The following is a 26,561-nucleotide window of genomic DNA, read 5'->3' as shown; positions in this document are numbered from 1 at the left end:
CGAGTAAATCGCTATGAGCGAAGACCGATCGAGCAACGGGCAAAAGTCATGGTTGGGTAAGCTGACCCAGGCCTTTGCCCATGAGCCGAAAAACCGCCAGGAGCTGCTTGAGCTGCTGCGCGAAGCCCATCAAAACAAGTTGTTGGACAGCGAAGCGCTGGCCATCGTCGAAGGCGCCATTCAAGTGGCTGACCTGCAAGTACGCGACATCATGGTGCCGCGTTCGCAGATGATCAGCATCAAGGCGACCCAGACACCCCGCGAATTTCTCCCGGCGATCATTGACGCAGCCCACTCGCGCTATCCGGTGATCGGCGACAGCCACGACGAGGTACTTGGCGTGCTGCTGGCCAAAGACCTGCTGCCGCTGATCCTTCAAGAGAACGGCGACAAGTACAACATCAAGGATTTGCTGCGTCCGGCGACGTTTGTCCCCGAGTCCAAGCGCCTGAACGTGTTGCTGCGTGAGTTCCGGGCCAACCACAACCACATGGCCATCGTGATCGACGAATACGGCGGCGTGGCGGGTTTGGTGACGATTGAAGACGTTCTCGAACAGATCGTCGGCGATATCGAAGACGAACATGATGTCGAAGAAGACAGCTACATCAAGCCGCTGCCCAGCGGCGACTTCCTGATCAAAGCCCTGACCCCTATCGAAAACTTCAACGAGTTCTTCGACAGTGACTTCTCCGACGATGAGTTCGACACCGTCGGCGGCTTGGTCATGAGTGCGTTCGGGCACTTGCCAAAACGCAATGAAATCACTGAAATCGGCCCCTACCGCTTCCGCATCCTGAATGCTGACAGCCGCCGAATTCACTTGATTCGCCTGACGCCTATCGCCCGCTAAACCTCCCACACCAAGGATTGAAATGCGCTGGATAACCTCCCCCGGCTGGCCCGGTAACTTGCTGGCCGTGGTGGCCGGCGCACTGACAACCTTGGCGTTGGCACCTTTCGACATCTGGCCGCTGGCGCTGGTTGCCCTGGCCATGTTCTACCTCGGCCTGCGTGACCTGTCGCCCAAACAGGCGCTGGGCCGTGGCTGGTGTTTCGGCTTTGGCCTGTTTGGCGCGGGCACCAGCTGGATTTACTACAGCATCCACAACTTCGGTGGCGCGTCGGTGTTGCTGGCCGGGTTGTTAATGCTGGCGTTCACGGCGGCCATTGCGTGGTTTTTCGCCCTGCCCGCCTGGTTGTGGGCACGCTGGATTCGTCGCAATGAAGCCCCGCTGGCAGACGCGCTGGCGTTCGCTGCGCTGTGGGTTGCGCAAGAGGCCTTTCGCGGCTGGTTCCTCACCGGTTTCCCGTGGCTGTATTCGGGTTACAGCCAGCTCGACGGCCCATTGGCCGGGCTTGCTCCGCTGGGTGGCATGTGGCTGATTTCCTTCACTCTGGCACTGACCGCAGCCCTGCTGTGCAACCTGCCGCGCTTGATCAAGGCCAAACGCACGGCGTTTATCGGCGCAGGCTGCGTACTGCTGATCGGCCCGTGGTGCATCGGCCTCGCCCTCAAACACCACGCATGGACCAGCCCTTCGGGCGACCCGCTGAGCGTGGCGGCGATTCAGGGCAATATCGAACAAAGCATGAAGTGGGACCCTGAACAGCTGAATGCGCAGTTGGCCTTGTACCGTGACATGACCTTCAGTTCCAAACGCGCAGACCTGATTATCTGGCCCGAAACAGCGATTCCCGTGCTCAAGGAAAACGCTGAAGGCTACCTGAGCATGATGGGCCGCTTCGCCGCCGAGCGGCATTCGGCCTTGATTACCGGTGTACCGATTCGACAGGAAGTACGCCATGAACCGCGTTTTTTCAACGGCATCACGGCCGTAGGCGAAGCGGACGGCACCTACCTGAAACAAAAACTGGTGCCGTTTGGCGAGTACGTGCCGTTGCAAGATGTGTTGCGCGGACTGATTGCCTTCTTCGACCTGCCGATGTCCGACTTCGCACGCGGCCCGGCCGAGCAGGCGCTGCTGCAAGCCAAGGGTTATCAGATCGCGCCGTTTATTTGCTACGAAGTGGTGTACCCGGATTTCGCGGCCAGCCTGGCGGCCAAGAGCGACATTTTGCTGACCATCAGCAACGACACCTGGTTCGGCACCTCGATTGGCCCGTTGCAACACTTGCAGATGGCGCAGATGCGCGCACTGGAGGCGGGCCGCTGGATGATTCGCGCGACTAACAATGGCGTCACCGGGTTGATTAACCCGTATGGCCAAATCACCGCGCAGATCCCGCAATTCGAGCGCGGGATTTTGTACGGCGAAGTGGTGCCGATGCACAACCTCACGCCTTACCTGCAATGGCGCTCGTGGCCGTTGGTCATTCTGTGTGGCCTGCTGATTGGCTGGGCGTTGATCACCAGCCGGATTGCCAAAACGGTGTAGCAAGCGCCCGGTCGAGACGCTGAGACCGATCAAGCTTGAAAGCACACTGCGCGGTTGCGGCGGGCGGCGTAACCGTCGCCAAGGCATTCAGCTCGCAACCCCAGGCCTATCGCAGAGTTTGAATTGACGGCTGCTGCGCCCCTGATCGCAACCTCGCACCTCGTCAGCGACTACCGCGCGTTGAGCGGATTTACGGGTACTGGGGGCTTGAGCACAACCTCATACCTGGGCAGCGCCTGGCAAAGTCATCGCTGTAATGGCGGGTGCGTATCAGCGGTAAAACAGCGGATACGCCACTTGCCCTGCGGCTTCGTTCAGCAATTGCCCCGACTGCCAGATCGACTTGAATTCTGGCATCCAGCCGCCCAAAGGCCGGGCGTTGTCTCGCCCCAGAAACCCGACGGGCGCGGGCACCACGTCGAAACCGGCTTGCTCAAAGCTCCAGACCGAACGCGGCATGTGCCAGGCCTGCGTCACTACGACCACGCGCTTGATGCCTTGCGGCAACAAAATATCGGCGGTCATTTGGGCGTTTTCCCAAGTGGTACGGCTTTGTTCTTCCTTCCAGCGCACCTGCACGCCAAAGTCATCGCGCAGCGAGTCAGCCATTAACTGAGCCTCACTGGGCGGCGTACCGTAGTGCAAGCCGCCTGTGGTCAGCAGCGGCAAGCCCGATGCTTTAGCCAACCGTGCCGCATAACGCTGGCGCTCTAATCCGGTGCCCGTTGGCTGGTCACTGCCCCACGCCGGATCGCCACGCTCACGGCCCGACCCCAATACCACGATCGCGTCGGCGCGCTGTGCCAAAGTCGACCATTCGCTTTGGGCCAACGCCGGTTCACGCTCCAGTGCACGCGCACTCCACTCCACCACAACCGGCAAGCTCATCAACCAAAAGCCAGCCACACCCACGGCAAATAGAGCGCCTGCCAAGCGTGGACGGGAACGACGCAACCACCAGGCAAGCACCAAAATCAGCAGCAGAATGCCGGGCGGTAAAAGAAGTTGTTTAACGAAATATCGAATAGGCATCGAGCATCTCCAAAGATGCCCGAAGCCTAAGGGGGTTGAACCGATGCAACAACAGGCAACGTGAGTGACTGAATAAAAAAGCCTGCTTCATCAACCCTGGGACACGTACTGCATCAAACCATGACTCACGAGCACAGCGTGAATGGCCGTGCTACCCCTTTGCTCCCTTAACCCTGTCCTTGAGCCAGATGACCTTGGCTGTCGGGGGCGCATGCTGCACATTACTGCTGCCTTGCGAACGGCCATCGGCCTCGCGCTCGCTCCGGTTCAAATATGCGTTGATCAACTCCAGCTCGGCACGACTCAAGCCTCGCAATTCCAGTTCGGCAGGGCGCTCATCACGTAACTGCACTGCCGTTTTTGCTGAATCAAGGGCCACGCCCAAACGGTTAATCAGCCGCTCATACACCTGCGACGTTATTGCTGTGCGTTGCGTTTCTGCCATCCGTTCACCTCATCGAAGGAAATAGATCACCCCCGAGATCAAGCTTAGCTGCGCTCGCAAAGCCGGTGCATTGCAGCGACCAACGGAAGGCAGAGGCAATCAGGGTTTCCCTCGATAGAGTGGGGTCATGTATGCTACGGAACTTCCTGTAACCCCTACTCCAACATGACCGGGCAACACAATAGCCGGCCATAGGTTGAAGAGGATTAGGCCACCCTTTATTAGTACAAGTAGCCATGCACGAACATTATCAGCCCCGTGAAATAGAAGCCGCCGCCCAATCATTCTGGGACACCCAAAAGTCCTTCGAAGTCAGCGAAGATCTAGGCAAGGAAACGTTCTACTGCCTATCGATGTTCCCGTACCCAAGCGGCAAGCTACACATGGGGCACGTGCGCAACTACACCATTGGCGACGTGATCTCCCGTTACCAGCGCATGCTCGGTAAAAACGTGTTGCAACCCATGGGTTGGGACGCGTTCGGCATGCCAGCCGAAAACGCCGCGATGAAAAACAAGGTCGCACCGGCCAAATGGACCTACGACAACATCGCCTACATGAAAACCCAGCTGTGCAGCCTGGGTTTGGCCGTCGACTGGTCGCGCGAAATCACCACCTGCAAGCCTGATTACTACCGCTGGGAACAATGGCTGTTTACCCGCCTGTTCGAAAAAGGGGTGATCTACCGCAAAAACGGCACCGTGAACTGGGACCCGGTCGACCAGACCGTTCTGGCCAACGAGCAAGTGATCGACGGCCGCGGCTGGCGTTCGGGCGCGGTGATCGAAAAACGCGAAATCCCGATGTACTACTTCAAGATCACCGCTTACGCCGATGAACTGCTTGAGGGCCTGGACGACATGCCGGGCTGGCCCGAGCAGGTCAAAACCATGCAGCGCAACTGGATTGGCAAATCGCGCGGCATGGAAGTGCAGTTCCCGTATAACGTCGATTCCATCGGCGAAGCGGGCACGCTCAAAGTCTTTACTACCCGCCCTGACACCCTGATGGGCGCCACCTATGTGGCCGTTGCCGCTGAACACCCGCTGGCCACCCAGGCCGCGCAAGGCAATCCTGAGCTGCAAGCCTTCATCGCCGAATGCAAAGGCGGCAGTGTCGCTGAAGCCGACATGGCCACCCAAGAGAAAAAGGGCCTGCCGACTTCGCTGTTCGTCGAGCATCCACTGACCGGTGAAAAGCTCCCGGTGTGGGTCGCCAACTATGTGTTGATGCACTACGGCGATGGCGCAGTGATGGCCGTGCCGGCACACGACGAGCGCGATTTCGAATTCGCCACCCAATACAACCTGCCGATCAAATCGGTCGTACGCACCAGCGCGGGCGATGCCTCGCCTTCACCTTGGCAGGACGCGTACAACGAACACGGCACGCTGATCAATTCCGGCGAGTTCGATGGCCTAGACTTCGACGCCGCCTTTGCTGCGATGGAAGCGGCCTTGACAGCCAAAGGCCTGGGTCAATCGCGCACTCAATTCCGTCTGCGCGACTGGGGCGTGAGCCGTCAACGCTACTGGGGCTGCCCGATTCCTATCGTGCATTGCGACACCTGCGGCGATGTGCCAGTCCCTGAAGACCAACTGCCTGTTGTGCTGCCAGAAGACGTCGTACCCGATGGCGCCGGTTCGCCATTGGCGCGCATGCCTGAGTTCTATGAGTGCAGCTGCCCGAAATGCGGCGCACCGGCCAAGCGTGAAACCGACACGATGGACACCTTCGTCGAGTCGTCGTGGTACTACGCCCGCTACGCCTCACCGCACTATGAAGGTGGCCTGGTCGAAAAGGCTGCGGCTGACCACTGGCTGCCTGTCGATCAGTACATCGGCGGCATCGAACACGCGATCTTGCACCTGCTGTACGCGCGCTTCTTCCACAAATTGATGCGCGACGAGGGTCTGGTCGGCTCCAACGAGCCGTTCAAGAACCTGCTGACCCAAGGCATGGTGATTGCCGACACCTATTTCCGTACGCTGGACAACGGTGGCAAGGACTACTTCAACCCGGACGACGTAGACGTCGTGCGTGACGCGAAGGCCAAGATCATCGGCGCTACGCTGAAGTCGGACGGTCTGCCGGTTGAAATCGGCGGCACGCAAAAAATGTCCAAGTCGCTGAACAACGGCGTTGACCCGCAATCGATGATCGAACAATACGGCGCCGATACCTGCCGCCTGTTCATGATGTTTGCTTCGCCACCCGATGCCAGCCTCGAATGGTCGGACGCAGGTGTTGAAGGTTCGCACCGCTTCCTCAAGCGTGTATGGCGTCTGGCCCATGCCCACGTTGGCCAGGGCCTGCCTGGCCCGCTGGACATCGGCACCCTGAACGACGAGCAAAAAGTCATTCGCCGCGCCATTCACCACGCCATCAAACAAGCGAGCCAGGACGTCGGCCAGCATCACAAATTCAACACCGCCGTCGCGCAAGTGATGACCGTGATGAACGTGCTGGAAAAAGCGCCGCAAACCACCGAACAAGACCGCGCCCTGCTGCAAGAGGGCCTGGAAACCGTGGCGCTGCTGTTGGCACCGATCACCCCGCACATCAGCCATGAGCTGTGGAATCAGCTGGGTCACATCGACGCCATCATCGACGCGCCGTGGCCAACACTGGACGAAAGCGCGTTGGTGCAAGACACGCTGCAACTGGTGATCCAGGTCAACGGCAAGCTGCGCGGGCAAATTGACATGCCCGCCGCTGCCAGCCGCGAAGACATTGAAGCGGCTGCCCGTATCAACGAAAACGTGTTGCGCTTCACCGAAGGCCTGACGATCCGCAAGGTCATCGTTGTGCCGGGCAAACTGGTCAACATCGTCGCCAGCTAAATTGGAACAGGCGCCCCGCCCTACGTGCGGGCGCCCAATAAAACCTTCCGGGCCGCTCAGTCGGCCTATCTGGTTTCAAGGGGAGCAACACATGATCAAACGCAATTTGCTGGTGATGGGCCTCGCGGTACTGCTGAGCGCCTGCGGCTTCCAGCTGCGTGGCACAGGCACCAATCAGTTGTCCATTACTGAACTCGATGTGACCGCGCGTAATGCTTATGGCGATACCGTGCGTCAACTGCGTCAGGTACTGGAAAACAGCGGCGTAAAAATCTCTGCCGGCGCGCCGTATCACCTGATCCTGACCAACGAGCAAGAAACCCAGCGCGCTGCCAGCTATGCGGGCAATGGCGGCACGGTAGAGTACGAATTGACCAACGTGCTGAACTACGAGATCCGTGGCGACCACAATCTGCCGTTGCTCGACAACAAGATTGAAGTGCACAAGGTCTACTTGCAGGACAGCAGCAACATCACTGGCTCTGGCCAGGAAGCCACCATGATTCGCGGCGAAATGCGTCGTGAACTGGTGCAACAGATGGTGCTACGCCTGGAGCAGCTCACGCCTGAGCAGTTGGCCAAATTGCAACAAGTGGCTGACGAGAAGGCAAAGGCTGAAGCCGACGCTCTCGAAGCCGCGCGCAAAGCGCAAGAGGCGACCCCGCAACAGTCGCCACTCGAAGTACCCAATCAGTAAGGCATACGGGGCGCTCAGGCGCCCCGTCATCTATCAAGTCCTATGAAACTCGCCCCCGCTCAACTTGCCAAACACCTGCAAGGCAACCTGTCGCCGGTCTATATCATCAGCGGCGATGACCCGTTGCTGTGCCAGGAAGCCGCAGACGCCATTCGCAGTACCGCCCGCCAACAAGGTTACGACGAACGCCAGGTATTCAGCGCTGACGCCAGTTTTGACTGGGGTTCACTGCTGCAAGCGGGCGCCAGCATGTCACTGTTTGCTGAAAAGCGACTGCTGGAACTGCGCCTGCCTTCCGGCAAACCGGGCGATAAAGGGGCTGCTGCACTGATCGAGTATTGCGCCCGCCCCGCCGAAGACACACTGCTGTTGATCAGCTTGCCCAAACTCGATGGCAGCGCGCAGAAAACCAAGTGGGGCAAGGCTCTGGTTGAAGGCGCGCACACTCAGTTCGTGCAAATCTGGCCGGTCGACGCCAATCAATTGCCGCAATGGATTCGTCAGCGTTTGTCTCAGGCCGGTCTTTCAGCAACGCATGAAGCTGTCGAACTGATCGCGGCTCGGGTCGAAGGCAACTTACTGGCCGCCGCCCAAGAAATCGAAAAGCTCAAACTGATGGCTGAAGAAGGCCAGATCACCGTCGAGACCGTGCAAGCGGCCGTAGCGGACAGCGCGCGTTTTGATGTGTTCGGGCTGGTCGACGCGGTACTCAATGGCGAGGCCACCCATGCGCTGCGCATGCTCGAAGGCTTGCGCGGCGAAGGTGTCGAGCCACCTGTGATTTTGTGGGCACTGGCGCGCGAACTGCGGGTGCTGGCCAATATTGCATTGCAATACAGCCAGGGCACCCCACTGGACAAAGCCTTCAGCCAAGCCCGGCCACCGGTGTGGGATAAACGCAAACCCCTGATGAGCAAAGCCTTGCAACGTTATTCCGCACAACGCTGGGCGCACCTGTTGATGGACGCGCAACGTATTGATGCACAAATAAAAGGCCAGGCGTCGGGTTCTGCCTGGAGCAGCTTGAGTCGATTAACGCTGCTGATGTGTGGGCAACGTCTGAATCTGCCTGCGGAGTAAACACCTCGCCCCGCAGGAACTTGGGGTGCAGCATGCCCTCTGGACAACGCTGAATAACTGGCCGATGATTTGGCCGTGTTTAATCCAGCGAGAGTCAATGCCATGAGCAAGCGCCCCAACAAGGCCAAATCCATTGTCGCCCAACCCTTGTTCCGCAGCCGCCAGGAACGCCCCGCCAAAGGCAAAGGCAGCTACCGCCGCGAAGCCTTCCAGTCGAGAGACCGGGAGGCTTTTTACCTTCTAGCTGCCTGACGACGGGAATGTTAAGGTCTGCCTCTGATTCGCATTACCTGGACCTGCGCATGCCCTCAAGTCATACACGCCGTTGGCCGATGCGCCAACTGATCGCTGCTTCTAGCGTCATCCTTTTAGTCGCCTGCGCAGAGAAACCCACCGCAGCCGATGCTCAACCCCTGCCTGTGACGCCTGCCGCACCTGCGGTGATCTCGGCGCCTGCTGCAGATAACCTCGACATACAGCCCGCTCAAAGCTTCAGCGAGTGGCAAGCCAATTTCCGCGTTCAAGCCCTTAAAGCCGGGATCAACCCGCTGGTGTTTGATAACGCCTTCAAAGACATCACCCCGGACATGGGCGTGATCAAGGCCGACCGCAGCCAACCTGAATTCAGCCGCCCGGTGTGGGAGTACCTTGACGGTGCCCTCTCCCCTTTGCGCGTGCGTAACGGTCAACGCCTGCTGGAGCAGAATGCCCAATTGCTGAGCCGCATCGAACAGCGCTATGGCGTTGACCGCCAGGCTTTGGTGTCGGTGTGGGGCATGGAAAGCAACTTCGGTACGTTTCAGGGCAACAAGTCGGTGATTCGTTCACTGGCCACCCTCGCCTATGAAGGTCGCCGCCCGGAGTTTGCCCAGAGCCAACTGATCGCCGCGCTGAAAATCATTCAGGAGGGCGACATTTCGCCCGAGAAAATGCTCGGTTCATGGGCGGGTGCGATGGGGCAAACCCAGTTCATCCCCACCACCTATGAAACCCATGCGGTCGATTTCGATGGTGATGGTCGCCGCGATATCTGGAACAGCTCGGCCGACGCCCTGGCCTCAACTGCGCACTACCTGCAAAGCTCCGGCTGGAAGCAAGGTCAGCCGTGGGGCTTTGAAGTGAACCTGCCAGGCGGTTTCGACTATGCACTGGCTGACGGCGCGGTACGCAAATCTGTTGGCGAGTGGCAAAAGATCGGTGTCATTTTGCCAGCCAACGCGGCGGGAGCTGATCAATTGAGCGCCACCTTGTTGTTACCGGCCGGGTACCGTGGCCCGGCATTTTTGGTGCTGGATAACTTCCGCGCCATCCTTCGATACAACAACTCATCGTCCTACGCACTGGCCGTGGGTTTGTTGTCTGAGCGATTCGCAGGCCAAGGGACGATCAAAGGGGACTGGCCCAAGGATGAGCGACCACTAAGCCGCTCAGAGCGTGTCGAACTGCAAACCCTGCTCAGCAACCGCCATTACGATGCGGGCAAAGCGGACGGGATTATCGGGGCGAATACCCGTAAGGCGATCCGTAGCGCGCAGCAAGCCTTGGGCTGGCCAGCAGATGGCTATCCATCCCATAAGCTGCTCGAAAGCTTGCGTAACCCGTAGGCATCGTCCTCACCCCAACCGTTTCCCTGGAGAGGTTGGGGTGAGGGGCTTCAAGCCTTATGGTTGTTGATCGAAACCACGCACTGCTCTAGCACCAACTGCTGGCGATCAGCATCCAGACTCACCAAAGCGCCCATCGGCAACGTAAGGTTCGGGTCGCAATGCCCACTCCGCCAACCTGCCAGCACGGGAATGCCCAAAGGCTCAAACGTCTGCCCCACCAGTCGGATCAACGCCTCGTGGTCAACACCCGCCACATCCCCCACCAAGACCCCGCGCAACCCGGCAAACTTGCCCGCCAGGCGCAACTGCGTCAAGAAGCGGTCTATCCGGTACAGCGGCTCGTTGACGTCTTCGATAAACAGAATGATGTCGTCCGCATCCAGTTCGAACGCTGTGCCCATCATGGCGCAGATCATCGCCAGATTGCCGCCCAGTAAACGACCACAGGCAACGCCCGGTGCCACGGTGGTCAAGGGAAAGGCAGCCGGGTGGGCCAACTGTGGTCCTTGACGGCCGCTGAGCATGTCCAACAACGAAGATTCGGTGGGCGCCTGCTTGTCACCCAGCAAGTCAGCGTTAAGCATCGGCCCGTGAAAGGTCACAAAGCCTGCATAACGGGTGATCGCCAAGTGCAGCGCGGTGATGTCGCTATAACCGATGAACGGTTTTGGATGACGTTTAAGTCGCTCAAAATCGATGCCGTCGAGCAAGCGAGGGCTGCCATAGCCGCCGCGCATGCACAAAATGGCGTCAATGCTGTCATCCTCAAACGCGTCGTGCAGATCGCGCAAGCGAGTTGCATCAGCGCCTGCCAGATAACCGTCCTTTTCCCAGACGCCAGGAAACACACGCAGTTGATAGCCGCGCGCTTGTATCCATTGGGTCGCAAGGGTCAGGTCAAGTTCGGCGGGGCCTGCCGGGGCGATCAGGCCGATCACCCCGCCAGCGGGTAGCGCGGGCACCGCGCTGTGGGCCTTGTAGGACACCTGCGCGGTAAGCCGGCTATTCATGCGTTTACTCACCAACCAACATGGTTTTAACCAGCTTGGCCTGCTCATCGGCATGGTACGAAGAACGCACCAAGGGGCCCGAGGCGACGTTTTTGAAGCCCATTTTGTAGCCTTCCTCGGCGAACCAGGCGAAGACGTCCGGGTGAACAAAACGCTGCACCGGCAAGTGGCTGCGCGACGGTTGCAGGTATTGGCCCAACGTCAGCATGTCGATGTCGTGCTCACGCATGCGCTTCATCACTTCAATGACTTCTTCGTCCGTTTCACCCAGGCCCAGCATCAAGCCGGACTTGGTCGGGATGTGCGGCATCATTTGCTTGAAGCGTTGCAGCAAGGTCAACGACCACTGGTAGTCGGAACCCGGACGCGCAGCCTTGTAGAGGCGCGGCACGGTTTCGAGGTTGTGGTTGAACACGTCAGGCGGCTCGGCAGCGGTGATTTCCAACGCGACGTCCATGCGCCCACGGTAGTCGGGCACCAGCGTTTCGAGCAGCACGTTCGGCGACAATTTGCGGATTTCACGGATGCAATCGGCAAAGTGCTGCGCACCACCGTCACGCAGGTCATCACGGTCGACCGAGGTGATCACCACGTACTTCAAACGCAAGTCAGCAATGGCGACCGCCAGGCTTTCTGGCTCATTGACGTCCAGTGGCTTCGGTCGTCCATGGCCCACGTCGCAGAACGGGCAGCGACGGGTGCAGATGTCGCCCATGATCATGAACGTCGCCGTACCACCGGAGAAGCATTCGCCCAGGTTCGGGCAGGAGGCCTCTTCGCACACGCTGTGCAGCTTGTGCTTGCGCAGCAACGCTTTGATACGGTCGACTTCAGGCGATACCGGGATGCGCACACGAATCCAGTCAGGCTTCTTCGGCAACTCGGTGGTCGGAATGATCTTGACCGGGATACGCGCAACCTTCTCGGCACCGCGCAATTTAACGCCGGTCTCAACCTTGGAACGGGCCTCGCTGGCGCGGGCTGCACGTTCGGAGATGTCCAGCGTAGGGATCAGGGTTTGAACAGCGTCTTGCGCAGTAGTCATATCAATCGATTCCGCCCGTGAGGGTCGTCTGCTCAGCATAGTCGAGGTGTTTGACGAGTTGCGCACGCAATCGGGCACTCACCTCGGCAAATTCAATCGGGCCTGCATGGTCACGCAACTGGGTCATCGCCAGCCCCGCATAACCACAGGGGTTAATCCGTCGAAACGGTTCCAGATCCATGTCCACATTCAGGGCCAGACCGTGGAAAGAGCAGCCATTGCGAATCCGCAGGCCCAGTGAGGCGATTTTGGCGCCGTCGACATAGACACCCGGCGCATCCACTTTGGCCTGGGCGTTCACGCCATAGCTGGCGAGCAGCTCGATCAGGCAGCGCTCCATCCGGCTGACCAGCTCACGTACGCCAAACCCTAACCGGCGAACGTCCAGCAACAGATAAGCGACCATCTGACCGGGCCCGTGGTACGTCACCTGCCCGCCGCGGTCCGATTTGACCACCGGGATATCACCCGGCAACAGCAGGTGCTCGGCCTTGCCTGCCTGACCTTGGGTAAACACCGGCGGATGCTGCACCAGCCAGACTTCATCTTGGGTGTCCGGTTGTTGCTTGCGTGCTTCGGTGAAGCGTTGCATCGCCAGCCAGGTGCGCTCGTAGTCAAGCTGACCCAGCTCGCGAATACCCAAGACCTGCGACATCACAACACCATGTGCACGAAGCCGGTAGCCCGCAGTTCGCTGTTGATGTTGTAGAGCTGATCCTGATCCGTTGCCACGATGTGCAACTGGATCGTTGTGTACTTGCCATTGGTGCTTTGACGTTCGTCGACACGCTCATCGTTGACCTTCGCGTGTTTCTTCACGATGTCGATGATCTTGTCTTTGTTGCCCACACCCGTGTCGCTGATCACCTTAACCGGGTAATCCACGTTAGGGAATTCGATCTTTGGCGCCTTTACTTCGGTATCGCTCATGGCGTATTGGCCTCGTAAGCCCGGAACTACAGACATGACCCCGTGCCGGGTAGGCAAGGGGTCACACAGGTGGGTGCAATCAGTTGAACAACCCGTAGAAGAATAGACGGATGCTATCCCACACGCGTCGGAAAATTCCACCTTCCTCAACGGGTTCAAGTGCGATCAAGTCGGCACTGTGAACAACTTTATCGTCGAGTTTGACTTCAACCTTGCCGATCACGTCACCTTTGGCGATCGGCGCCATCAGTTGCGGGTTCATGGTCATGCTGGCCGCGAGCTTTTTCAACTGGCCTTTAGGCAGGGTCAGGGTCAGATCATCGGCCAGACCTGCTTTGACCTGGTTGGTGGTGCCTTTCCAGACCGGTGCTTGCGCCAGCTCAGTGCCCTTCTGGTAGAAGGTCTGGGTTTCGAAGAAACGGAAACCGTAGGTCAGCAGCTTTTGCGTCTCGGCAGCACGGGCCGCCTCGCTGTTGGTGCCGAACACCACCGCGATCAAACGCATGCCATCACGCACAGCCGACGACACCATGCAGTAGCCCGCTTCATCGGTATGACCGGTTTTCAGGCCATCAACGGTTTTGTCGCGCCACAGCAGCAGGTTGCGGTTAGGCTGCTTGATGCCGTTCCAGAAGAACTCCTTCTGCGAGTAGATCGCATAGTGAGTCGGGTCTTCGTGGATGATCGCGCGTGCCAGCAACGACATGTCGTGCGCCGACGAGTAGTGATCCGGGTTTGGCAGACCGGTCGGGTTCATGAAGTGGCTGTTGGTCATGCCCAACTCGCCCGCGGTTTTGTTCATCAGGTCGGCGAACGCGTCTTCACTGCCGGCAATGTGTTCGGACAGCGCAACGCTGGCGTCGTTACCCGACTGAATGATGATCCCGTGCAGCAAGTCGCTGACCGATACCTGGGAACCGACTTTGATGAACATCCGCGAACCACCGGTACGCCAGGCATTTTCGCTGACGGTGACCGGATCGTTTTCACCGATCTGGCCACGACGGATTTCCAGGGTCGCAATGTACGCGGTCATCAGCTTGGTCAGGCTGGCAGGCGGCAGGCGTTGATCGCCATTGTTCTCAACCAGCACGTTACCGCTGCTGGCATCCATGAGCACGTAGGACTTGGCGGCAAGCTGCGGCGGCGACGGCATCATTTCGGCTGCAAAGGCAGCAGGCGTAATGATCAGCGGGACAAGCAGGCACAGGCGTTTGGCAAAGGTGGTGATGTTCATCCGTCTCTCGAAATTGTTAATGGAAACTTACCCTCGCGGGCAAAACTGTTGTGACAGCCGTTTGACGGGCTGTCGCGTATTCAGTTGCAGCGTGGCCCTCACAGGGCTTTTATTCTTCGCCGCCACAACTGCGTTTGAGCCTCGAAGGTTCAAGGCCCAACGCGTTAATCAGTGTTACTGATCCGATGTCACAACGCTTGGCTGGCCCAAGTTGGCCAGACGCACGCTGTTTTGCGCTTGCTGTACTTCACCGGCCGAGGCAATTGGCCCCAGTCGTACACGGTGCAAGGTTTGTTGATTGCGCACAATTGAACTGATGAACACCGGAGCGCTGACCATGCCACTGAGCTTGGAGCGAAGCAACTCTGCCGCGTCCGGGTTGGCAAATGCGCCGACCTGCAAGTACGTGCCGTGGCCACTGGCCATGCCTGGCACCGGTACAACATCACTCGCGTGCTGCTGCGCAGGTGGGGTCCATTGTTCAACCTTGCCGGTCGACACCGTAGGGCCGGGTGCATTCTGAGCCATTTTTGGCTCATTGAGCATCAACGGCGCCGGGCGACCGCGCTGCGCCCACCACGCTTGCGGGTCAATGCCTTCAACCTTGACCCGCGCCGTACCGGTTTCGGCATAGCCAAGTTTTTTGGCCGCCGCATAAGACAAGTCAATGATGCGGTCGGAGTAGAACGGGCCACGGTCGTTGACCCGCAGCACTACAGCTTTACCGTTGTCCAGGTTGGTCACTTTGACGTAGCTGGGCAGTGGCAGGGTTTTGTGCGCGGCGCTCATGCCGTACAGGTCATACACCTCGCCATTGGCGGTGTTTTGACCATGAAACTTGGTGCCGTACCAAGAGGCAGTACCCGATGCGACATAGGTCTTGGACTCTTGAATCGGGAAGTAGGTTTTACCCAGCACGGTGTACGGGTTGGCCTTGTAGGGCCCGGTGTGCAGGGTCGGGGTGGCATCGGGGATGCGCGAGACGTCCACGTCCCACCACGGCGCGCCGTCTTTGTGCGCGCGGTTGATGTCCAGCCCCGGCGTGGCGCGAACAACGGCAGTCGACTTTTGTGGCGCGGCGGTGCGGCTGCTGGAGCAGCTCACCACCAGCAACGCAAGGGCGGCGCAGGCAGCGACTTTAAGAGGTGTGCGGATCGCTAGAAACGGCATTACTTAGTGCCCCGTGCTTGAACCAGCAGGTCGGACAGTTGGTGCACTGCCATGGCGTACATCACGCTACGGTTGTAGCGCGTGATCGCGTAAAAATTCTTCAGGCCCATCCAGTATTCAGGGCCGTTTTCGCCTTCGAGACGGAACGCGGTGACCGGCATGTCGTCAGGCAGCGCATCATGACTCGACCACCCCAGCGCTCGCAACTCCCCGACGGTTTTCACCGGCTCGATGCCTTGGGTCAAGCCTTCGTCGACCCGCTCGCCCTGAACGTCGGCGCGAATCACCACCGGCTCACCGGCCACCCAGCCATGACGCTTGAAGTAGCTGGCAGCGCTGCCAATCGCGTCGTCCGGGTTGCTCCAGATGTTGATGTGGCCGTCGCCGTCAAAGTCCACGGCGTAAGCGCGAAAGCTGCTCGGCATAAATTGCGGCAAGCCCATCGCACCCGCGTACGAGCCTTTAAGGGTCAACGGGTCGACCTGCTCTTCACGGGCCAACAACAGGAACTCACGCAGCTCCTTGCGGAAGAACTCGGCCCGTGGCGGGTAATCAAAGCCCAGGGTCGACAACGCGTCGATCACCCGATAATTGCCGGTGTTGCGACCGTAGAAGGTTTCAACGCCGATGATCGACACAATCACCTGTGCCGGAACACCGTATTCCTGCTCGGCACGGGCCAGTACGGCTTCGTGCTCGCGCCAAAAATCGACACCGCGGGCAACACGGGCATCAGAAATAAAGATGGGGCGGTATTCTTTCCACTGCTTGACGCGCTCGGCAGGACGCGAAATAGCGTCGAGAATGCTCTGCTTGCGCTGAGCCTGGCGAAACACGTCCATCAGCTGTTCGCCGGCAAACCCGTAGTCGCGGGTCATTTCACCGACAAACTCAGCCACTTGGGGTGAGCCTTCGTAGTCGCCGGCCACCGCGCCTTGCGCCGCCCCGAACAGACCCAACAGGCCTACCCATGACGCGTATCGAGCGGCCCAGCCACGCATTACTTGCATTGAATAATTCACCTTAATCAAACTTGCGCGATCCACTTGCGATGCGTGTGGATCGACATCAAAACCCCAAACGCTGACAGCAGCGTGACGAGCGAAGTTCCGCCGTAGCTTATAAACGGCAATGGCACGCCCACCACCGGCAACAGGCCACTGACCATACCGATGTTGACGAAAACATAAACAAAAAACGTCATGGTCAGGCTGCCGGCCAGCAATTTGCCGAACAGCGTCTGGGCCTGGGCCGTAATCACCAGGCCGCGACCAATCAACAGCAGGTAGATCAGCAGCAATGCGCAAATCCCTACCAGGCCGAATTCTTCGCCCATCACCGCGATGATGAAGTCGGTGTGGCTTTCGGGCAGAAAGTCCAGATGCGACTGGGTGCCCAACAGCCAGCCTTTGCCAAACACCCCGCCAGAACCGATAGCCGCCTTGGACTGAATGATGTTCCAGCCGGTGCCCAACGGGTCGCTTTCAGGGTCGAGAAAGGTCAGTACCCGCTGCTTCTGGTAGTCGTGCATCACGAAAAACCACATGGCCACCGCCACCGGGATGGTGGCCGCCAATACGCTGAGAATCCAGCGCCAGCGCAAACCGCCCATAAACAGCACAAACGCTCCGCCCGCCAGCACCAGCAACGCGGTGCCAAGGTCGGGCTGGCGCACAATCAGCGCAAACGGCACGCCGATCAGCATCAAACTGATAGCGACGTGCTTGAGCTGCGGGGGCAAGGTGCGCTTGGAGAGATACCAGGCGATGGTCGCCGGCATCAAAATTTTCATGAACTCCGAAGGCTGGAAACGAATCACCCCCGGTATGTTGATCCAGCGCGTGGCGCCCATCGCGTTGTGGCCCATCACGTCCACCACCACCAGCAACAACACACCGACCAGGTAGCCGATGGGCACCCAGCGCGCCATAAAGCGGGGTTCAAGCTGGGCAATGATAAACATCGACACCAGACCGATACCGAACGAGGTCGCCTGCTTGCTCAGCAGGTCCCAGCTTTTACCGCTGGCCGAATACAACACAAACAAACTGCCTGCTGCCAGGGTCAGCAGCAAAATCAGCAGCGGGCCATCAATGTGCAAGCGCTGAAGCAGCGAGGCACGCCGACGCATCACATCCTCACTGGAGAGCATGCGATCAAAATTACTCATCACTGGCCGAAACCTCCGCCTTTGAAGGGCTGGCGTACTCAGGTTTGAGCTTGCCGTCTGCATCCAGTAACCAGGCATCCATGACCTTGCGCACCACTGGCGAGGCGACGCGGCTGCCCGCCTCGCCGTTTTCAATCATCACCGAGACCGTAATTTGCGGGTTATTGGCCGGCGCAAAACCGACGAACAAGGCGTGGTCGCGGTGGCGCTCCTGAACCTTGGAGCGGTCATATTTTTCGCCTTGCTTGATGGCCACCACCTGCGCCGTACCACTTTTGCCGGCAATCAGGTATTGCGCGCCAGCCCCGGCGACCCGTGCCGTACCGCGTGCGCCATGCACCACTTGCTGCATGCCGTGGCTGACCTTGGCCCAGTTGGACGGGTCGCGCAGCACGATATCAGGCATCGGGTTCGGGTCCACGGGCGGTACGCCTTCGATGGTCTTGGCCAGATGCGGGCGAATCCACTTGCCCTTGCTGGCAATCAGCGCCGTGGCTTGCGCCAGTTGCAAAGGCGTGGACTGCATGTAGCCCTGACCGATCCCCAAAATCAGGGTTTCACCCGGAAACCAGGCCTGACGTCGGGTGGCGCGCTTCCACTCGCGCGACGGCATCAGCCCCGCCGACTCTTCAAACATGTCGAGGGAGACTTTCTGGCCAATGCCGAACTGGTTCATGTAGGTCGACAGCCGGTCAATGCCCAGCTTGTGGGCCAAGTCGTAGAAGTAGGTGTCATTGGAACGCATGATCGCCGTGTCCAAATCCACATAGCCATCACCGCTGCGGTTCCAGTTACGGTATTTGTGATCGTAATTGGGCAACTGGTAATAACCGGGGTCGTAGACCCGCGAGGCACCGGTGATCACGCCGCTGTCGAGGCCGGCAATCGCCACCGCAGGCTTGATGGTCGAACCCGGCGGGTACAGGCCGCGCAAAATCCGGTTAAACAGCGGGCGATCAATGGAGTCGCGTAACTCGGCGTAAGCCTTGAAGCTGATGCCGGTCACAAACAGGTTGGGGTCAAAACTGGGTTGACTGACCATTGCCAGCACCTCGCCCGTCATCGGGTTCAGGGCGACAACTGCGCCACGGCGCCCGGCCAGCGCTTCCTCGGCGGCTTCCTGCAACTTGATATCGAGGCTGAGCACGATGTCTTTGCCGGGGATCGGGTCGGTGCGTTTAAGCACGCGCAACACCCGGCCACGGGCGTTGGTTTCAACTTCTTCGTAACCCACCTGCCCGTGCAGCTCGGCTTCATAGAAGCGCTCGATGCCGGTTTTACCGATGTGATGGGTGCCGCTGTAATTGACCGGGTCGAGGGTTTTAAGCTCTTTTTCGTTGATCCGCCCCATGTACCCCACCGAGTGCGCAAAGTGCGCGCCTTGCGGGTAGTGACGCACCAACTGCGCAACCACTTCCACCCCTGGCAGGCGGAACTGGTTAACGGCAATGCGGGCGATCTGCTCTTCGTTCAGCTCAAACAGAATGGGCACCGGCTCAAACGGCCGACGCCCCTGTTTCATGCGCTTTTCAAACAGTGCGCGGTCCTGCGGGGTGAGTTGCAACACCTCAACAATCACGTCGAGCACTTGTTGCCAGTCGCCGGAGCGCTCGCGGGTCATGCTCAGGCTGAAGCTTGGCCGGTTGTCGGCGATCACCACCCCATTGCGGTCAAAAATCAGGCCACGGGTGGGGGGAATCGGCTGCACGTGCACCCGGTTGTTTTCCGACAATGTCGAGTGGTACTCGTACTGCACCACTTGCAAGTAGTACAGGCGCACGATCAGCGCACAAATGAGCGCCACCACGACACAGGCGCCGACCACGACGCGGCTGCGCACAAGGCGTGCGTCTTTCTCGTGGTCTTTGAGGCGAATCGGCTGAGACATTCAGGACGCTGACTATTTGTGATAAGGGTGCCCGGACAGAACCGTCCAGGCGCGATACAACTGCTCACCAATCAGAATCCTTACCAACGGGTGTGGCAACGTCAACGGCGACAACGACCAGCGTTGATCGGCACGCGCGCACACTTCGGGTGCCAGCCCTTCAGGCCCGCCCACCATGAAGTTGACCGTGCGCGAGTCCAGGCGCCAGCGGTCGAGTTCGACCGCCAGTTGCTCGGTACTCCAGGGCTTACCGTGCACTTCCAGCGTGACAATCCGCTCGCCCGGGCCGACTTTGGCCAGCATGGCCTCGCCTTCCTGACGGATAAAACGGGCCACGTCGGCATTCTTGCCACGGGTATTGAGCGGTATTTCTACCAGTTCGAGCGCCAGCTCGGATGGCAGACGCTTGGCATATTCATGCCAGCCTTCTTCCACCCACTTGGGCATACGCGAACCGACAGCGATCAAACGCAGGCGCACAGCGAACCCTTATTCCTGGTCTTTGTTGAGCTTGAGGAAATGCTCATGGGTGTTTTCAGGGCTGTGGTGAGCAGCGCTGCCTGCACGGCTTTGCTCGGCACCGGCCCACAGACGCTCCAGGTCGTAGAACTGACGGGCGCTGGCGGTCATCATGTGAACGATCACGTCGTCCATGTCCAGCAGAACCCAATCGCTGTCGCCCTTGCCTTCTTCACCCAATGGCTTGACGCCCAGGGCTTTCACCGCTTCACGGATTTTGTCGAGCATTGCGCCGATCTGACGGTTCGAGGTACCGGTGGCAATGATCATGTAATCGGTGATGCTGTGCTTGTCGCGCACATCAATTACCTGAATGTCCTGGGCTTTGACGTCTTCCAGCGCGGCAACAGCAACCTTGACCAGCTCGTCGCCTTTGAGCGGCTCGGCGCTAAAGGTTTTTTCTGGCAGCGGAGCGCTCTTGAAGGTGCCTTTGCGTTTTACTTTGCTTACATCTTTGTTGGTCATATAAAACTCGTTTTGCTCGTATGTTCGGGGGGTTCAATACACGTCAAATCGTGCCTTGAACCACGCCTTTTTCAGTTCGACGCACGGTAAAGCCCGTGCGCATCGATGTAGGCCAGGACCGCGTCGGGCACCAGATAACGTACCGACTTACCGCTGGCCAGCAGTTGACGGATCTGGGTGGCGGATACCGCGAGCGGTGTCTGCCAGACGAATGCAATCTGTCCGCTCGACCCTTTCAGGGCCAGCGGGTCGCTTACCGAGCGCGCCGCCAACAGGTTGCGCAAGGCATCCGGCGGTTCGCTGTCGGCATCCGGGCGCTGTAGCACCAGGATATGGCAATGCTGGAGCAACTCTTCCCAGCGATGCCACGTGGGCAGGCCGCAAAACGCGTCCCAACCCAGCAATAAAAACAACTGGTCGTCGGCGGCCAACTCGGCCCGCATCAGTTCCAGGGTGTCGATTGTGTAGGACGGCTTGTCCCGTTGCAGTTCCCGGGCGTCAACCACCAGCGTAGCCACTCCGGCGACGGCGCACTCAACCATCGCCAAACGGTCGTGCGCTGACACTTGCGGGGTGTCGCGGTGGGGTGGCCTGGCGTTGGGGGTCAGACGCAGCTCGTCGAGCGCCATCATTTCCGCCACTTCCAGCCCACCGCGCAAATGCCCGATGTGCACCGGATCGAAGGTTCCACCCAACACGCCAATGCGCCGGGGTAACGCGTCGTTCAGCGGTGCCATCATTGGCGCGTCAAGGTCGGCCAACTCAAGCAGGCTCCTGACCGCGCAGCTGCCCATCACCGACCACAATGTACTTCTCGCAGGTCAAACCTTCGAGACCCACCGGGCCGCGGGCGTGCAGCTTATCAGTAGAAATGCCAATCTCCGCACCCAATCCGTATTCAAATCCATCGGCGAAGCAGGTTGGGGTGTTGAGCATCACCGAACTGGAGTCCACTTCGGCCATAAAACGCCGTGCGTCGCCCTGGTGTTCGGTCACGATCGAGTCGGTGTGATGGGAGCCGTAGTGATTGATGTGTTCAATCGCCTGGTCCAGACCGTCGACAATACGGATCGACAAAATCGCGTCCAGGTACTCGGTGTGCCAGTCGTCTTCAGTGGCAGCCACCACGTCAATCAGTGCCTGCGTGCGCTCACAACCGCGCAGCTCGACGCCTTTGGCACGAAACTCTTCGGCCATTGCCGGCAAGAACTGCGCCGCCACCGCCTGATCGACCAGCAAGGTTTCCATCGCCCCGCAAATGCCATAACGGTAGGTTTTGGCATTGAACGCAATACGCTGCGCTTTTGTCAGATCCGCCTGGGCACTCACGTATACATGGCAGATGCCGTCCAGGTGCTTGATGACCGGAACACGGGCGTCACGGCTCACGCGCTCGATCAAACCTTTGCCACCGCGCGGCACGATCACGTCCACATACTCGGGCATGGTGATCAATGCACCGACGGCGGCACGGTCCGTGACTTCAACCACTTGCACCACTGCCGCCGGCAGACCGGCCTCAGCCAGGCCTCGCTGGATACAGGCGGCAATCGCACGGTTGGAATGAATGGCCTCGGAGCCACCGCGCAAAATAGTCGCGTTGCCCGACTTCAAGCACAGGCTCGCAGCATCGATGGTCACATTGGGGCGCGACTCATAAATAATGCCAACCACGCCCAGCGGCACGCGCATTTTGCCCACCTGAATGCCCGAAGGCCGGTAGCTCATGTCGCGAATCGCGCCGATCGGGTCCGGCAAGCTGGCCACCTGCCGCAAACCGACGATCATGCCGTCGATGCGCGCAGGGGTCAGCGCCAGACGCTCCAACATCGCGGGCTCCAGACCATTGGCACGCCCCGCCGCCAGATCCTGCTCGTTGGCAGCGGTGAGTTCGGGACGGGCAGCATCCAATGCCGCGGCAGCCGCCAGCAGGGCACGGTTTTTTTGCCCGGTGCTGGCACGGCCAATCACACGGGACGCTTGGCGAGCGGCGCGACCCAGGCGGGTCATGTAGTCAAGAACGGACTCAGTCATGGTCTCAATGGTCTTGGCAGGGAGGAAAGCGGCCGATTATAGCGGTCCCGCCGCCTCACGCACAGCGGTGGCAGGCGGATGGTCGAAATGGGCTGTAAATACACTGCGTTCAGCCCCAATTAAGCAGGTCTTGCTATGATCTGCCCCTTTTCAGCCATCCATTAATCGATCCGAAGATGCCGAACGTACTGCCGGATTCATTTTTTGACCGTGACGCCCAGCGCGTCGCCCGCGAACTGCTGGGCAAAGTCATCCGCCATCGAGTCAACGGGCTGTGGCTGAGCGCGCGCATTATCGAAACCGAAGCCTATTACTGCGTCGATAAGGGCAGCCACGCGTCATTGGGCTATACCGAAAAACGCAAAGCGCTGTTTATGGATGGCGGGCACATTTACATGTACTACGCTCGCGGCGGTGATTCATTGAACTTTAGCGCCCACGGCCCCGGCAATGCGGTACTGATCAAGTCGGCGTACCCGTGGGTTGACGCGCTCTCAGGCCCTGACAGCCTGGCGCAGATGCAACGCAACAATCCGGACACACACGGCAATCCGCGCCCCGCGGCCAGGCTCTGCGCCGGGCAAACGCTGCTGTGTAAAGCCTTGGGGCTGAAAGTGCGCGAATGGGATGCAAAATGTTTCGACCTTGAACGTTTACGCGTCGATGACGTCGCACAACAACCCTCGCACATCCTTCAAACCACGCGTTTGGGCATCCCTCGCGGACGTGACGAGCACCTGATGTACCGCTTTGTCGATGCCGACTATGCCGCGCACTGCACACGTAACCCGCTACGCCGCGGGCAGGTTGAAGGCCGGGACTATGTGACGCTGCAACACACCTGCACCGCCGATTAAATAACGATCAAAAGGAAGTTGAAACATGGGCCCATGGCTCGATAGCGTAACTGGCTGGCTAACAGCCAACCCGCAGTGGCTGGGCCTCGCGGTATTTATTGTGGCGTGCGTGGAGTGTCTGGCAATTGCCGGGATCATCGTGCCCGGCACCGTTTTGCTGTTTGCGATTGCCGTCATGGCCGGCAGCGGCGCCCTGTCATTGGGTGAAACCTTGTTACTGGGCTTTCTCGGCGGCCTGCTCGGTGACGTGGTGTCTTACGCACTGGGCAGACGCTTCCACCAAAACATTCGGCGATTACCGCTATTACGCACGCATCCTCAATGGATGAACGGCGCCGAGAGCTACTTTCACAAGTACGGTATTGTCAGCTTGCTGATTGGCCGCTTTATCGGCCCGCTGCGCCCGATGCTGCCGATGGTGGCGGGCATGTGCGACATGCCCATCCCGCGCTTTATTGGTGTCAGCCTGCTGGCCGGCATGGGTTGGGCAGTGGCGTACTTGCTGCCCGGTTGGGCGACCGGGGCCGCCATCCGCCTGCCCTTGCCCGAAGGGTTCTGGCCGCAAGCCGCGATGGTTGCGGTCGGCCTGGCCGCGCTGTTGGGCCTGAGCATCAATGCCAGCATCCGGCGCCAATCCGGGGCGACGGTGCTGATCGGTGCCCTGAGCCTGAGCCTGCTGCTGGCAGTGTTCGTCGGCTACCCCTACCTCAGCGCTCTGGACCGGGGCATCTCGGCACTGGTGCAAGAACATCGCAGCAGTGCGATGGACATGGCCGCGGTCCTGGTGACGCAAATTGGCAACTTCCGCACCCAGTTCCTGGCTGCCGCCGTGGTCTGCGTCATTTTGCTGTTAACCCGCCAATGGCGCGCCCTGTTCTTTTTCGGTGGAGTCACGCTGTTTACCGCAGTGGCCAACACCACGACCAAACACTTCTTTGCACGGATGCGCCCTGACGTATTGGTCGACCCGCTCACCAGTTACAGCATGCCCAGCGGGCACAGTTCGGGGGCGTTTGCATTTTTTGTGGCGCTGGCGATTCTGGCCGGACGCGAGCAACCGCAACGCATGCGCGTGACGTGGGTGTTGCTGGGGTGCCTGCTGGCGATCACGGTCGCCATGTCACGGGTTTACCTGGGCGCTCATTGGCCAACAGACATCATGGCCGGCGCATTACTGGCGATTACAGTCAATGCGTTTGCACTCGCCCTGAGCCAACGCTTTATGCCGCTCAGCCCGGTTCCGCAAAAAGTCTGGTGGGTGATTTTACCCGCGGGCACCGCGCTGTACGGCTTTTTTATGCTCGGGCACCTGTCCAAAGAGCTGCTGCGCTACGCCTATTGATAGCCAAAAACGCAGCTCATTTTGCAGGAGCTGCCGAGGTACGGGGCTGCGTTCAGACGCAGCCTCGCATGACCCGTCAGCCACGCCAAAACAGCGACGGTTCAATTAAGGACTTCAGCCTGCATCTCGTCGAGCAACACTTGAATACCATCAAGGCGCTGCTGCGGGTCATCGACTTGCAGCAGTTCGAGCTTGTCCTCTTCGGCAAAAGGCAACAAATACGCCAGCTGATTGCCCAGTGACTGCTGCCCCGACACCTCGGTGTTCATCTCCAGAGCCGCCACCATGGGATGCTCTGCCAACGCTTTGAGTAACGCCAGCAGGTCTTGATCTTCTTCACCCAGCGGTTGCTCGGCAACTTCATCCATCCATTCAATCTCGGCCAGCAATGACTGATTGGGTTGCGCCTGCGTGCTCAAGACCTGAAAGCGCCGCCCGCCTTCGACACGAATGCCCAGCAGCCCGTTGTCCTGCTGCTTGAAGTCTCGGATCAGTGCCTCACACCCGATCAGGGCGATGTCTTGCGGGGCGTCGCCCACTTCGCTGCCCTCAAGAATGCACACCACACCAAAGCCGGAGCCCTGCTTCATGCAGCGGGCGATCATATCGAGGTAGCGCGCTTCAAAGATTTGCAGGTCCAGCACACACCCCGGAAACAGCACGGTACTGAGGGGAAACAACGGCAATGTCATGTCTACGTCCTTACACCACGAGGCTGACGGCCAGCGGTAAAAATACCGCCGTACCCACGCCCATTAAACTCATCGCCAACGCCGCAAAGGCGCCGCACTCTTCGCTTTCTTGCAAGGCCACCGATGTGCCCACCGCATGCGCCGTCATCCCCAATGCCATGCCGCGCGCCTCGGTGCTGTGAACGCGCAACAGACTCAGCAGGCTGGGGCCGACGATCGCACCAATAACCCCTGTAATCAGTACAAACACTGCCGCCAACGCCGCCACACCGCCAATTTGCTCTGCCACCAGCATGGCAATCGGTGAAGTGACCGACTTGGGCGCCAACGTCATCAGCACTCTGTGCTCCGTCCCGAACCAGGCGCCCAACAGCACCACGAGACCGGTCGCAAATACCCCGCCAATCACCAGCGTAGTAAAGATGGGCCAAAACAGTTGCCGGATTCGCCGCAGGTTCAAGTACAACGGCACCGCCAAAGCTACCGTGGCAGGCCCCAGCAGAATGCTCAGAATGTCAGTGCTATTGCGGTACTCGTCGTAGCTCAGGCCGCAGCTGAGCAGCACGCCAATCACCAACAACATCGAGGCCAGCACGGGCTGTAGAAAGATCCAGCGGGTTTTCTCAAACGCTGCGAGCACCAGTTGATAAGCACCCAGAGTGATGCCGATACCAAACAGCGGGTGATGAATCACGGCGTACCAGGCACCTTGCCATTCCAGGGTCATGACCGTTCCTCAGGGTGCTGATGACGTTTGAGCAAACGCTGCATTAACACACCGACGAAGGCCATCGAGATTAAAAGCGACAGTACCAATGCCCCGACAATGGCCCAAAAATCTGCCGCGATATCGCGCGCGTAAACCATCACCCCCACGGCGGGCGGCACTAACAGCAAGGGCAAGTAGCGCAGCAGACCACTGGCGGCCTGACTTAACGGCTCGGAGACTTCGCCGCGCACCACCAGAAACGCCAATAGCAGCAGCAACCCGATAATGGGGCCGGGCAAAACGGGGATGAACACATGATTGAGGGCGGTGCCGAGCAATTGAAACAGCACCAGCCAGGTCAGGCCGCGTAACAACATTTCACATCTCCAG

27 protein-coding genes are annotated in these 26,561 nt (G+C 59.4%); 9 read left to right on the top strand and 18 right to left on the bottom strand.

Going from position 1 to position 26,561, the window contains the following annotated elements; genetic code table 11:
- Positions 1-13 precede the first annotated feature (13 nt).
- Both TU86_RS00625 and lnt read left to right on the top strand, forming a co-directional pair.
- Positions 14-853 carry an HlyC/CorC family transporter gene (locus TU86_RS00625; RefSeq protein ID WP_048362388.1) on the top strand — a complete coding sequence of 280 codons (840 nt, stop codon included), beginning with the start codon at positions 14-16 and terminating at the stop codon, positions 851-853.
- A 22-nt stretch (positions 854-875) separates the two neighbouring features.
- Positions 876-2,399 carry an apolipoprotein N-acyltransferase gene (gene lnt / locus TU86_RS00620; protein ID WP_048362387.1) on the top strand — a complete coding sequence of 508 codons (1,524 nt, stop codon included), beginning with the start codon at positions 876-878 and terminating at the stop codon, positions 2,397-2,399.
- Positions 2,400-2,669: 270 nt separating this feature from the next.
- Here the strand turns inward: lnt and TU86_RS00615 are convergent, their stop codons facing one another.
- Together TU86_RS00615 and TU86_RS00610 are read right to left on the bottom strand one after the other, a co-directional pair.
- Positions 2,670-3,431, bottom strand: a complete 762-nt coding sequence (locus TU86_RS00615; RefSeq protein WP_048362386.1) for a YdcF family protein — start codon at positions 3,429-3,431, stop codon at positions 2,670-2,672.
- A gap of 151 nt (positions 3,432-3,582) precedes the next feature.
- On the bottom strand, positions 3,583-3,876 hold the full coding sequence (locus tag TU86_RS00610) for a hypothetical protein (RefSeq protein ID WP_048362385.1): 294 nt from the start codon (positions 3,874-3,876) through the stop codon (positions 3,583-3,585).
- Positions 3,877-4,112: 236 nt separating this feature from the next.
- Here TU86_RS00610 and leuS point away from each other — a divergent pair, with 236 nt between their 5' ends.
- From leuS to TU86_RS00585, 5 genes are all read left to right on the top strand, one after another.
- Positions 4,113-6,719, top strand: coding sequence for a leucine--tRNA ligase (gene leuS / locus TU86_RS00605; protein ID WP_048362384.1), 2,607 nt, complete (start codon positions 4,113-4,115; stop codon positions 6,717-6,719).
- Positions 6,720-6,810: 91 nt separating this feature from the next.
- Positions 6,811-7,416, top strand: a complete 606-nt coding sequence (locus tag TU86_RS00600) for an LPS-assembly lipoprotein LptE (RefSeq protein ID WP_048362383.1) — start codon at positions 6,811-6,813, stop codon at positions 7,414-7,416.
- Between the two features lie 42 nt (positions 7,417-7,458).
- Positions 7,459-8,496, top strand: a complete 1,038-nt coding sequence (gene holA, locus TU86_RS00595) for a DNA polymerase III subunit delta (protein ID WP_048362382.1) — start codon at positions 7,459-7,461, stop codon at positions 8,494-8,496.
- Between the two features lie 102 nt (positions 8,497-8,598).
- Positions 8,599-8,748: an alternative ribosome rescue factor ArfA gene (gene arfA, locus TU86_RS00590; protein WP_048362381.1), complete on the top strand. Its 150-nt coding sequence runs from the start codon at positions 8,599-8,601 to the stop codon at positions 8,746-8,748.
- 50 nt (positions 8,749-8,798) lie between these two features.
- Complete coding sequence (locus TU86_RS00585; protein WP_048362380.1) at positions 8,799-10,100, top strand: lytic murein transglycosylase; 1,302 nt, start codon at positions 8,799-8,801, stop codon at positions 10,098-10,100.
- A gap of 50 nt (positions 10,101-10,150) precedes the next feature.
- Here the strand turns inward: TU86_RS00585 and TU86_RS00580 are convergent, their stop codons facing one another.
- The 13 genes from TU86_RS00580 to TU86_RS00520 form a co-directional block, all read right to left on the bottom strand.
- Positions 10,151-11,113, bottom strand: coding sequence for a S66 peptidase family protein (locus tag TU86_RS00580; protein WP_048362379.1), 963 nt, complete (start codon positions 11,111-11,113; stop codon positions 10,151-10,153).
- Positions 11,114-11,117: 4 nt separating this feature from the next.
- On the bottom strand, positions 11,118-12,158 hold the full coding sequence (lipA, locus tag TU86_RS00575) for a lipoyl synthase (protein WP_048362378.1): 1,041 nt from the start codon (positions 12,156-12,158) through the stop codon (positions 11,118-11,120).
- Between the two features lies 1 nt (position 12,159).
- On the bottom strand, positions 12,160-12,813 hold the full coding sequence (gene lipB / locus TU86_RS00570) for a lipoyl(octanoyl) transferase LipB (RefSeq protein WP_048362377.1): 654 nt from the start codon (positions 12,811-12,813) through the stop codon (positions 12,160-12,162).
- Complete coding sequence (locus TU86_RS00565; RefSeq protein WP_048362376.1) at positions 12,813-13,088, bottom strand: DUF493 domain-containing protein; 276 nt, start codon at positions 13,086-13,088, stop codon at positions 12,813-12,815. Before TU86_RS00565 ends, lipB begins: the two co-directional genes overlap by 1 nt.
- Before the next feature lie 79 nt (positions 13,089-13,167).
- A complete protein-coding gene (locus tag TU86_RS00560) occupies positions 13,168-14,325 on the bottom strand; it encodes a D-alanyl-D-alanine carboxypeptidase family protein (RefSeq protein WP_048362375.1) in 1,158 nt (385 codons plus the stop codon).
- 174 nt (positions 14,326-14,499) lie between these two features.
- Positions 14,500-15,495 carry a septal ring lytic transglycosylase RlpA family protein gene (locus TU86_RS00555; RefSeq protein WP_048362374.1) on the bottom strand — a complete coding sequence of 332 codons (996 nt, stop codon included), beginning with the start codon at positions 15,493-15,495 and terminating at the stop codon, positions 14,500-14,502.
- Positions 15,495-16,505, bottom strand: coding sequence for a lytic murein transglycosylase B (mltB, locus tag TU86_RS00550; RefSeq protein ID WP_048362373.1), 1,011 nt, complete (start codon positions 16,503-16,505; stop codon positions 15,495-15,497). The genes TU86_RS00555 and mltB overlap by 1 nt, the downstream gene beginning before the upstream one ends.
- Positions 16,506-16,522: 17 nt before the next feature.
- Positions 16,523-17,626 (bottom strand): rod shape-determining protein RodA, encoded by a 1,104-nt coding sequence (gene rodA / locus TU86_RS00545; RefSeq protein ID WP_048363005.1) that lies wholly within the window; start codon positions 17,624-17,626, stop codon positions 16,523-16,525.
- Between the two features lie 31 nt (positions 17,627-17,657).
- Complete coding sequence (mrdA, locus tag TU86_RS00540; RefSeq protein ID WP_048362372.1) at positions 17,658-19,553, bottom strand: penicillin-binding protein 2; 1,896 nt, start codon at positions 19,551-19,553, stop codon at positions 17,658-17,660.
- Positions 19,554-19,565: 12 nt separating this feature from the next.
- Entirely contained in the window at positions 19,566-20,033 is a 468-nt protein-coding gene (gene rlmH / locus TU86_RS00535) for a 23S rRNA (pseudouridine(1915)-N(3))-methyltransferase RlmH (RefSeq protein ID WP_003444191.1), read from the bottom strand.
- A 9-nt stretch (positions 20,034-20,042) separates the two neighbouring features.
- On the bottom strand, positions 20,043-20,537 hold the full coding sequence (rsfS, locus tag TU86_RS00530; RefSeq protein WP_048362371.1) for a ribosome silencing factor: 495 nt from the start codon (positions 20,535-20,537) through the stop codon (positions 20,043-20,045).
- A gap of 71 nt (positions 20,538-20,608) precedes the next feature.
- Positions 20,609-21,274: a nicotinate-nucleotide adenylyltransferase gene (gene nadD, locus TU86_RS00525; RefSeq protein ID WP_162207794.1), complete on the bottom strand. Its 666-nt coding sequence runs from the start codon at positions 21,272-21,274 to the stop codon at positions 20,609-20,611.
- A gap of 25 nt (positions 21,275-21,299) precedes the next feature.
- Entirely contained in the window at positions 21,300-22,571 is a 1,272-nt protein-coding gene (locus TU86_RS00520) for a glutamate-5-semialdehyde dehydrogenase (protein ID WP_048362369.1), read from the bottom strand.
- A 176-nt stretch (positions 22,572-22,747) separates the two neighbouring features.
- On the opposite strand from TU86_RS00520, the gene TU86_RS00515 reads away from it, so the two are divergent.
- Both TU86_RS00515 and TU86_RS00510 read left to right on the top strand, forming a co-directional pair.
- Positions 22,748-23,428 carry a DNA-3-methyladenine glycosylase gene (locus TU86_RS00515; RefSeq protein ID WP_048362368.1) on the top strand — a complete coding sequence of 227 codons (681 nt, stop codon included), beginning with the start codon at positions 22,748-22,750 and terminating at the stop codon, positions 23,426-23,428.
- A 25-nt stretch (positions 23,429-23,453) separates the two neighbouring features.
- Positions 23,454-24,770 (top strand): bifunctional DedA family/phosphatase PAP2 family protein, encoded by a 1,317-nt coding sequence (locus TU86_RS00510; protein ID WP_048362367.1) that lies wholly within the window; start codon positions 23,454-23,456, stop codon positions 24,768-24,770.
- Between the two features lie 101 nt (positions 24,771-24,871).
- Here TU86_RS00510 and TU86_RS00505 read toward each other — a convergent pair whose 3' ends face one another.
- Genes TU86_RS00505 through TU86_RS00495 form a run of 3 tightly spaced genes read right to left on the bottom strand, consistent with a single transcriptional unit; the run spans position 24,872 to position 26,548 of the window.
- On the bottom strand, positions 24,872-25,462 hold the full coding sequence (locus TU86_RS00505; protein ID WP_048362366.1) for an LON peptidase substrate-binding domain-containing protein: 591 nt from the start codon (positions 25,460-25,462) through the stop codon (positions 24,872-24,874).
- Between the two features lie 10 nt (positions 25,463-25,472).
- Positions 25,473-26,189, bottom strand: a complete 717-nt coding sequence (locus TU86_RS00500; RefSeq protein ID WP_048362365.1) for an LrgB family protein — start codon at positions 26,187-26,189, stop codon at positions 25,473-25,475.
- The gene (locus TU86_RS00495) at positions 26,186-26,548 is read right to left on the bottom strand and encodes a CidA/LrgA family protein (RefSeq protein ID WP_048362364.1); all 363 of its coding nucleotides are present in this window, start codon (positions 26,546-26,548) and stop codon (positions 26,186-26,188) included. Before TU86_RS00495 ends, TU86_RS00500 begins: the two co-directional genes overlap by 4 nt.
- Positions 26,549-26,561 lie beyond the last annotated feature (13 nt).

The sequence above is a fragment of the Pseudomonas weihenstephanensis genome, from assembly GCF_001043055.1.
GTDB lineage: Bacteria > Pseudomonadota > Gammaproteobacteria > Pseudomonadales > Pseudomonadaceae > Aquipseudomonas > Aquipseudomonas weihenstephanensis.
This window is presented reverse-complemented; position numbering and strand designations above follow the sequence as displayed.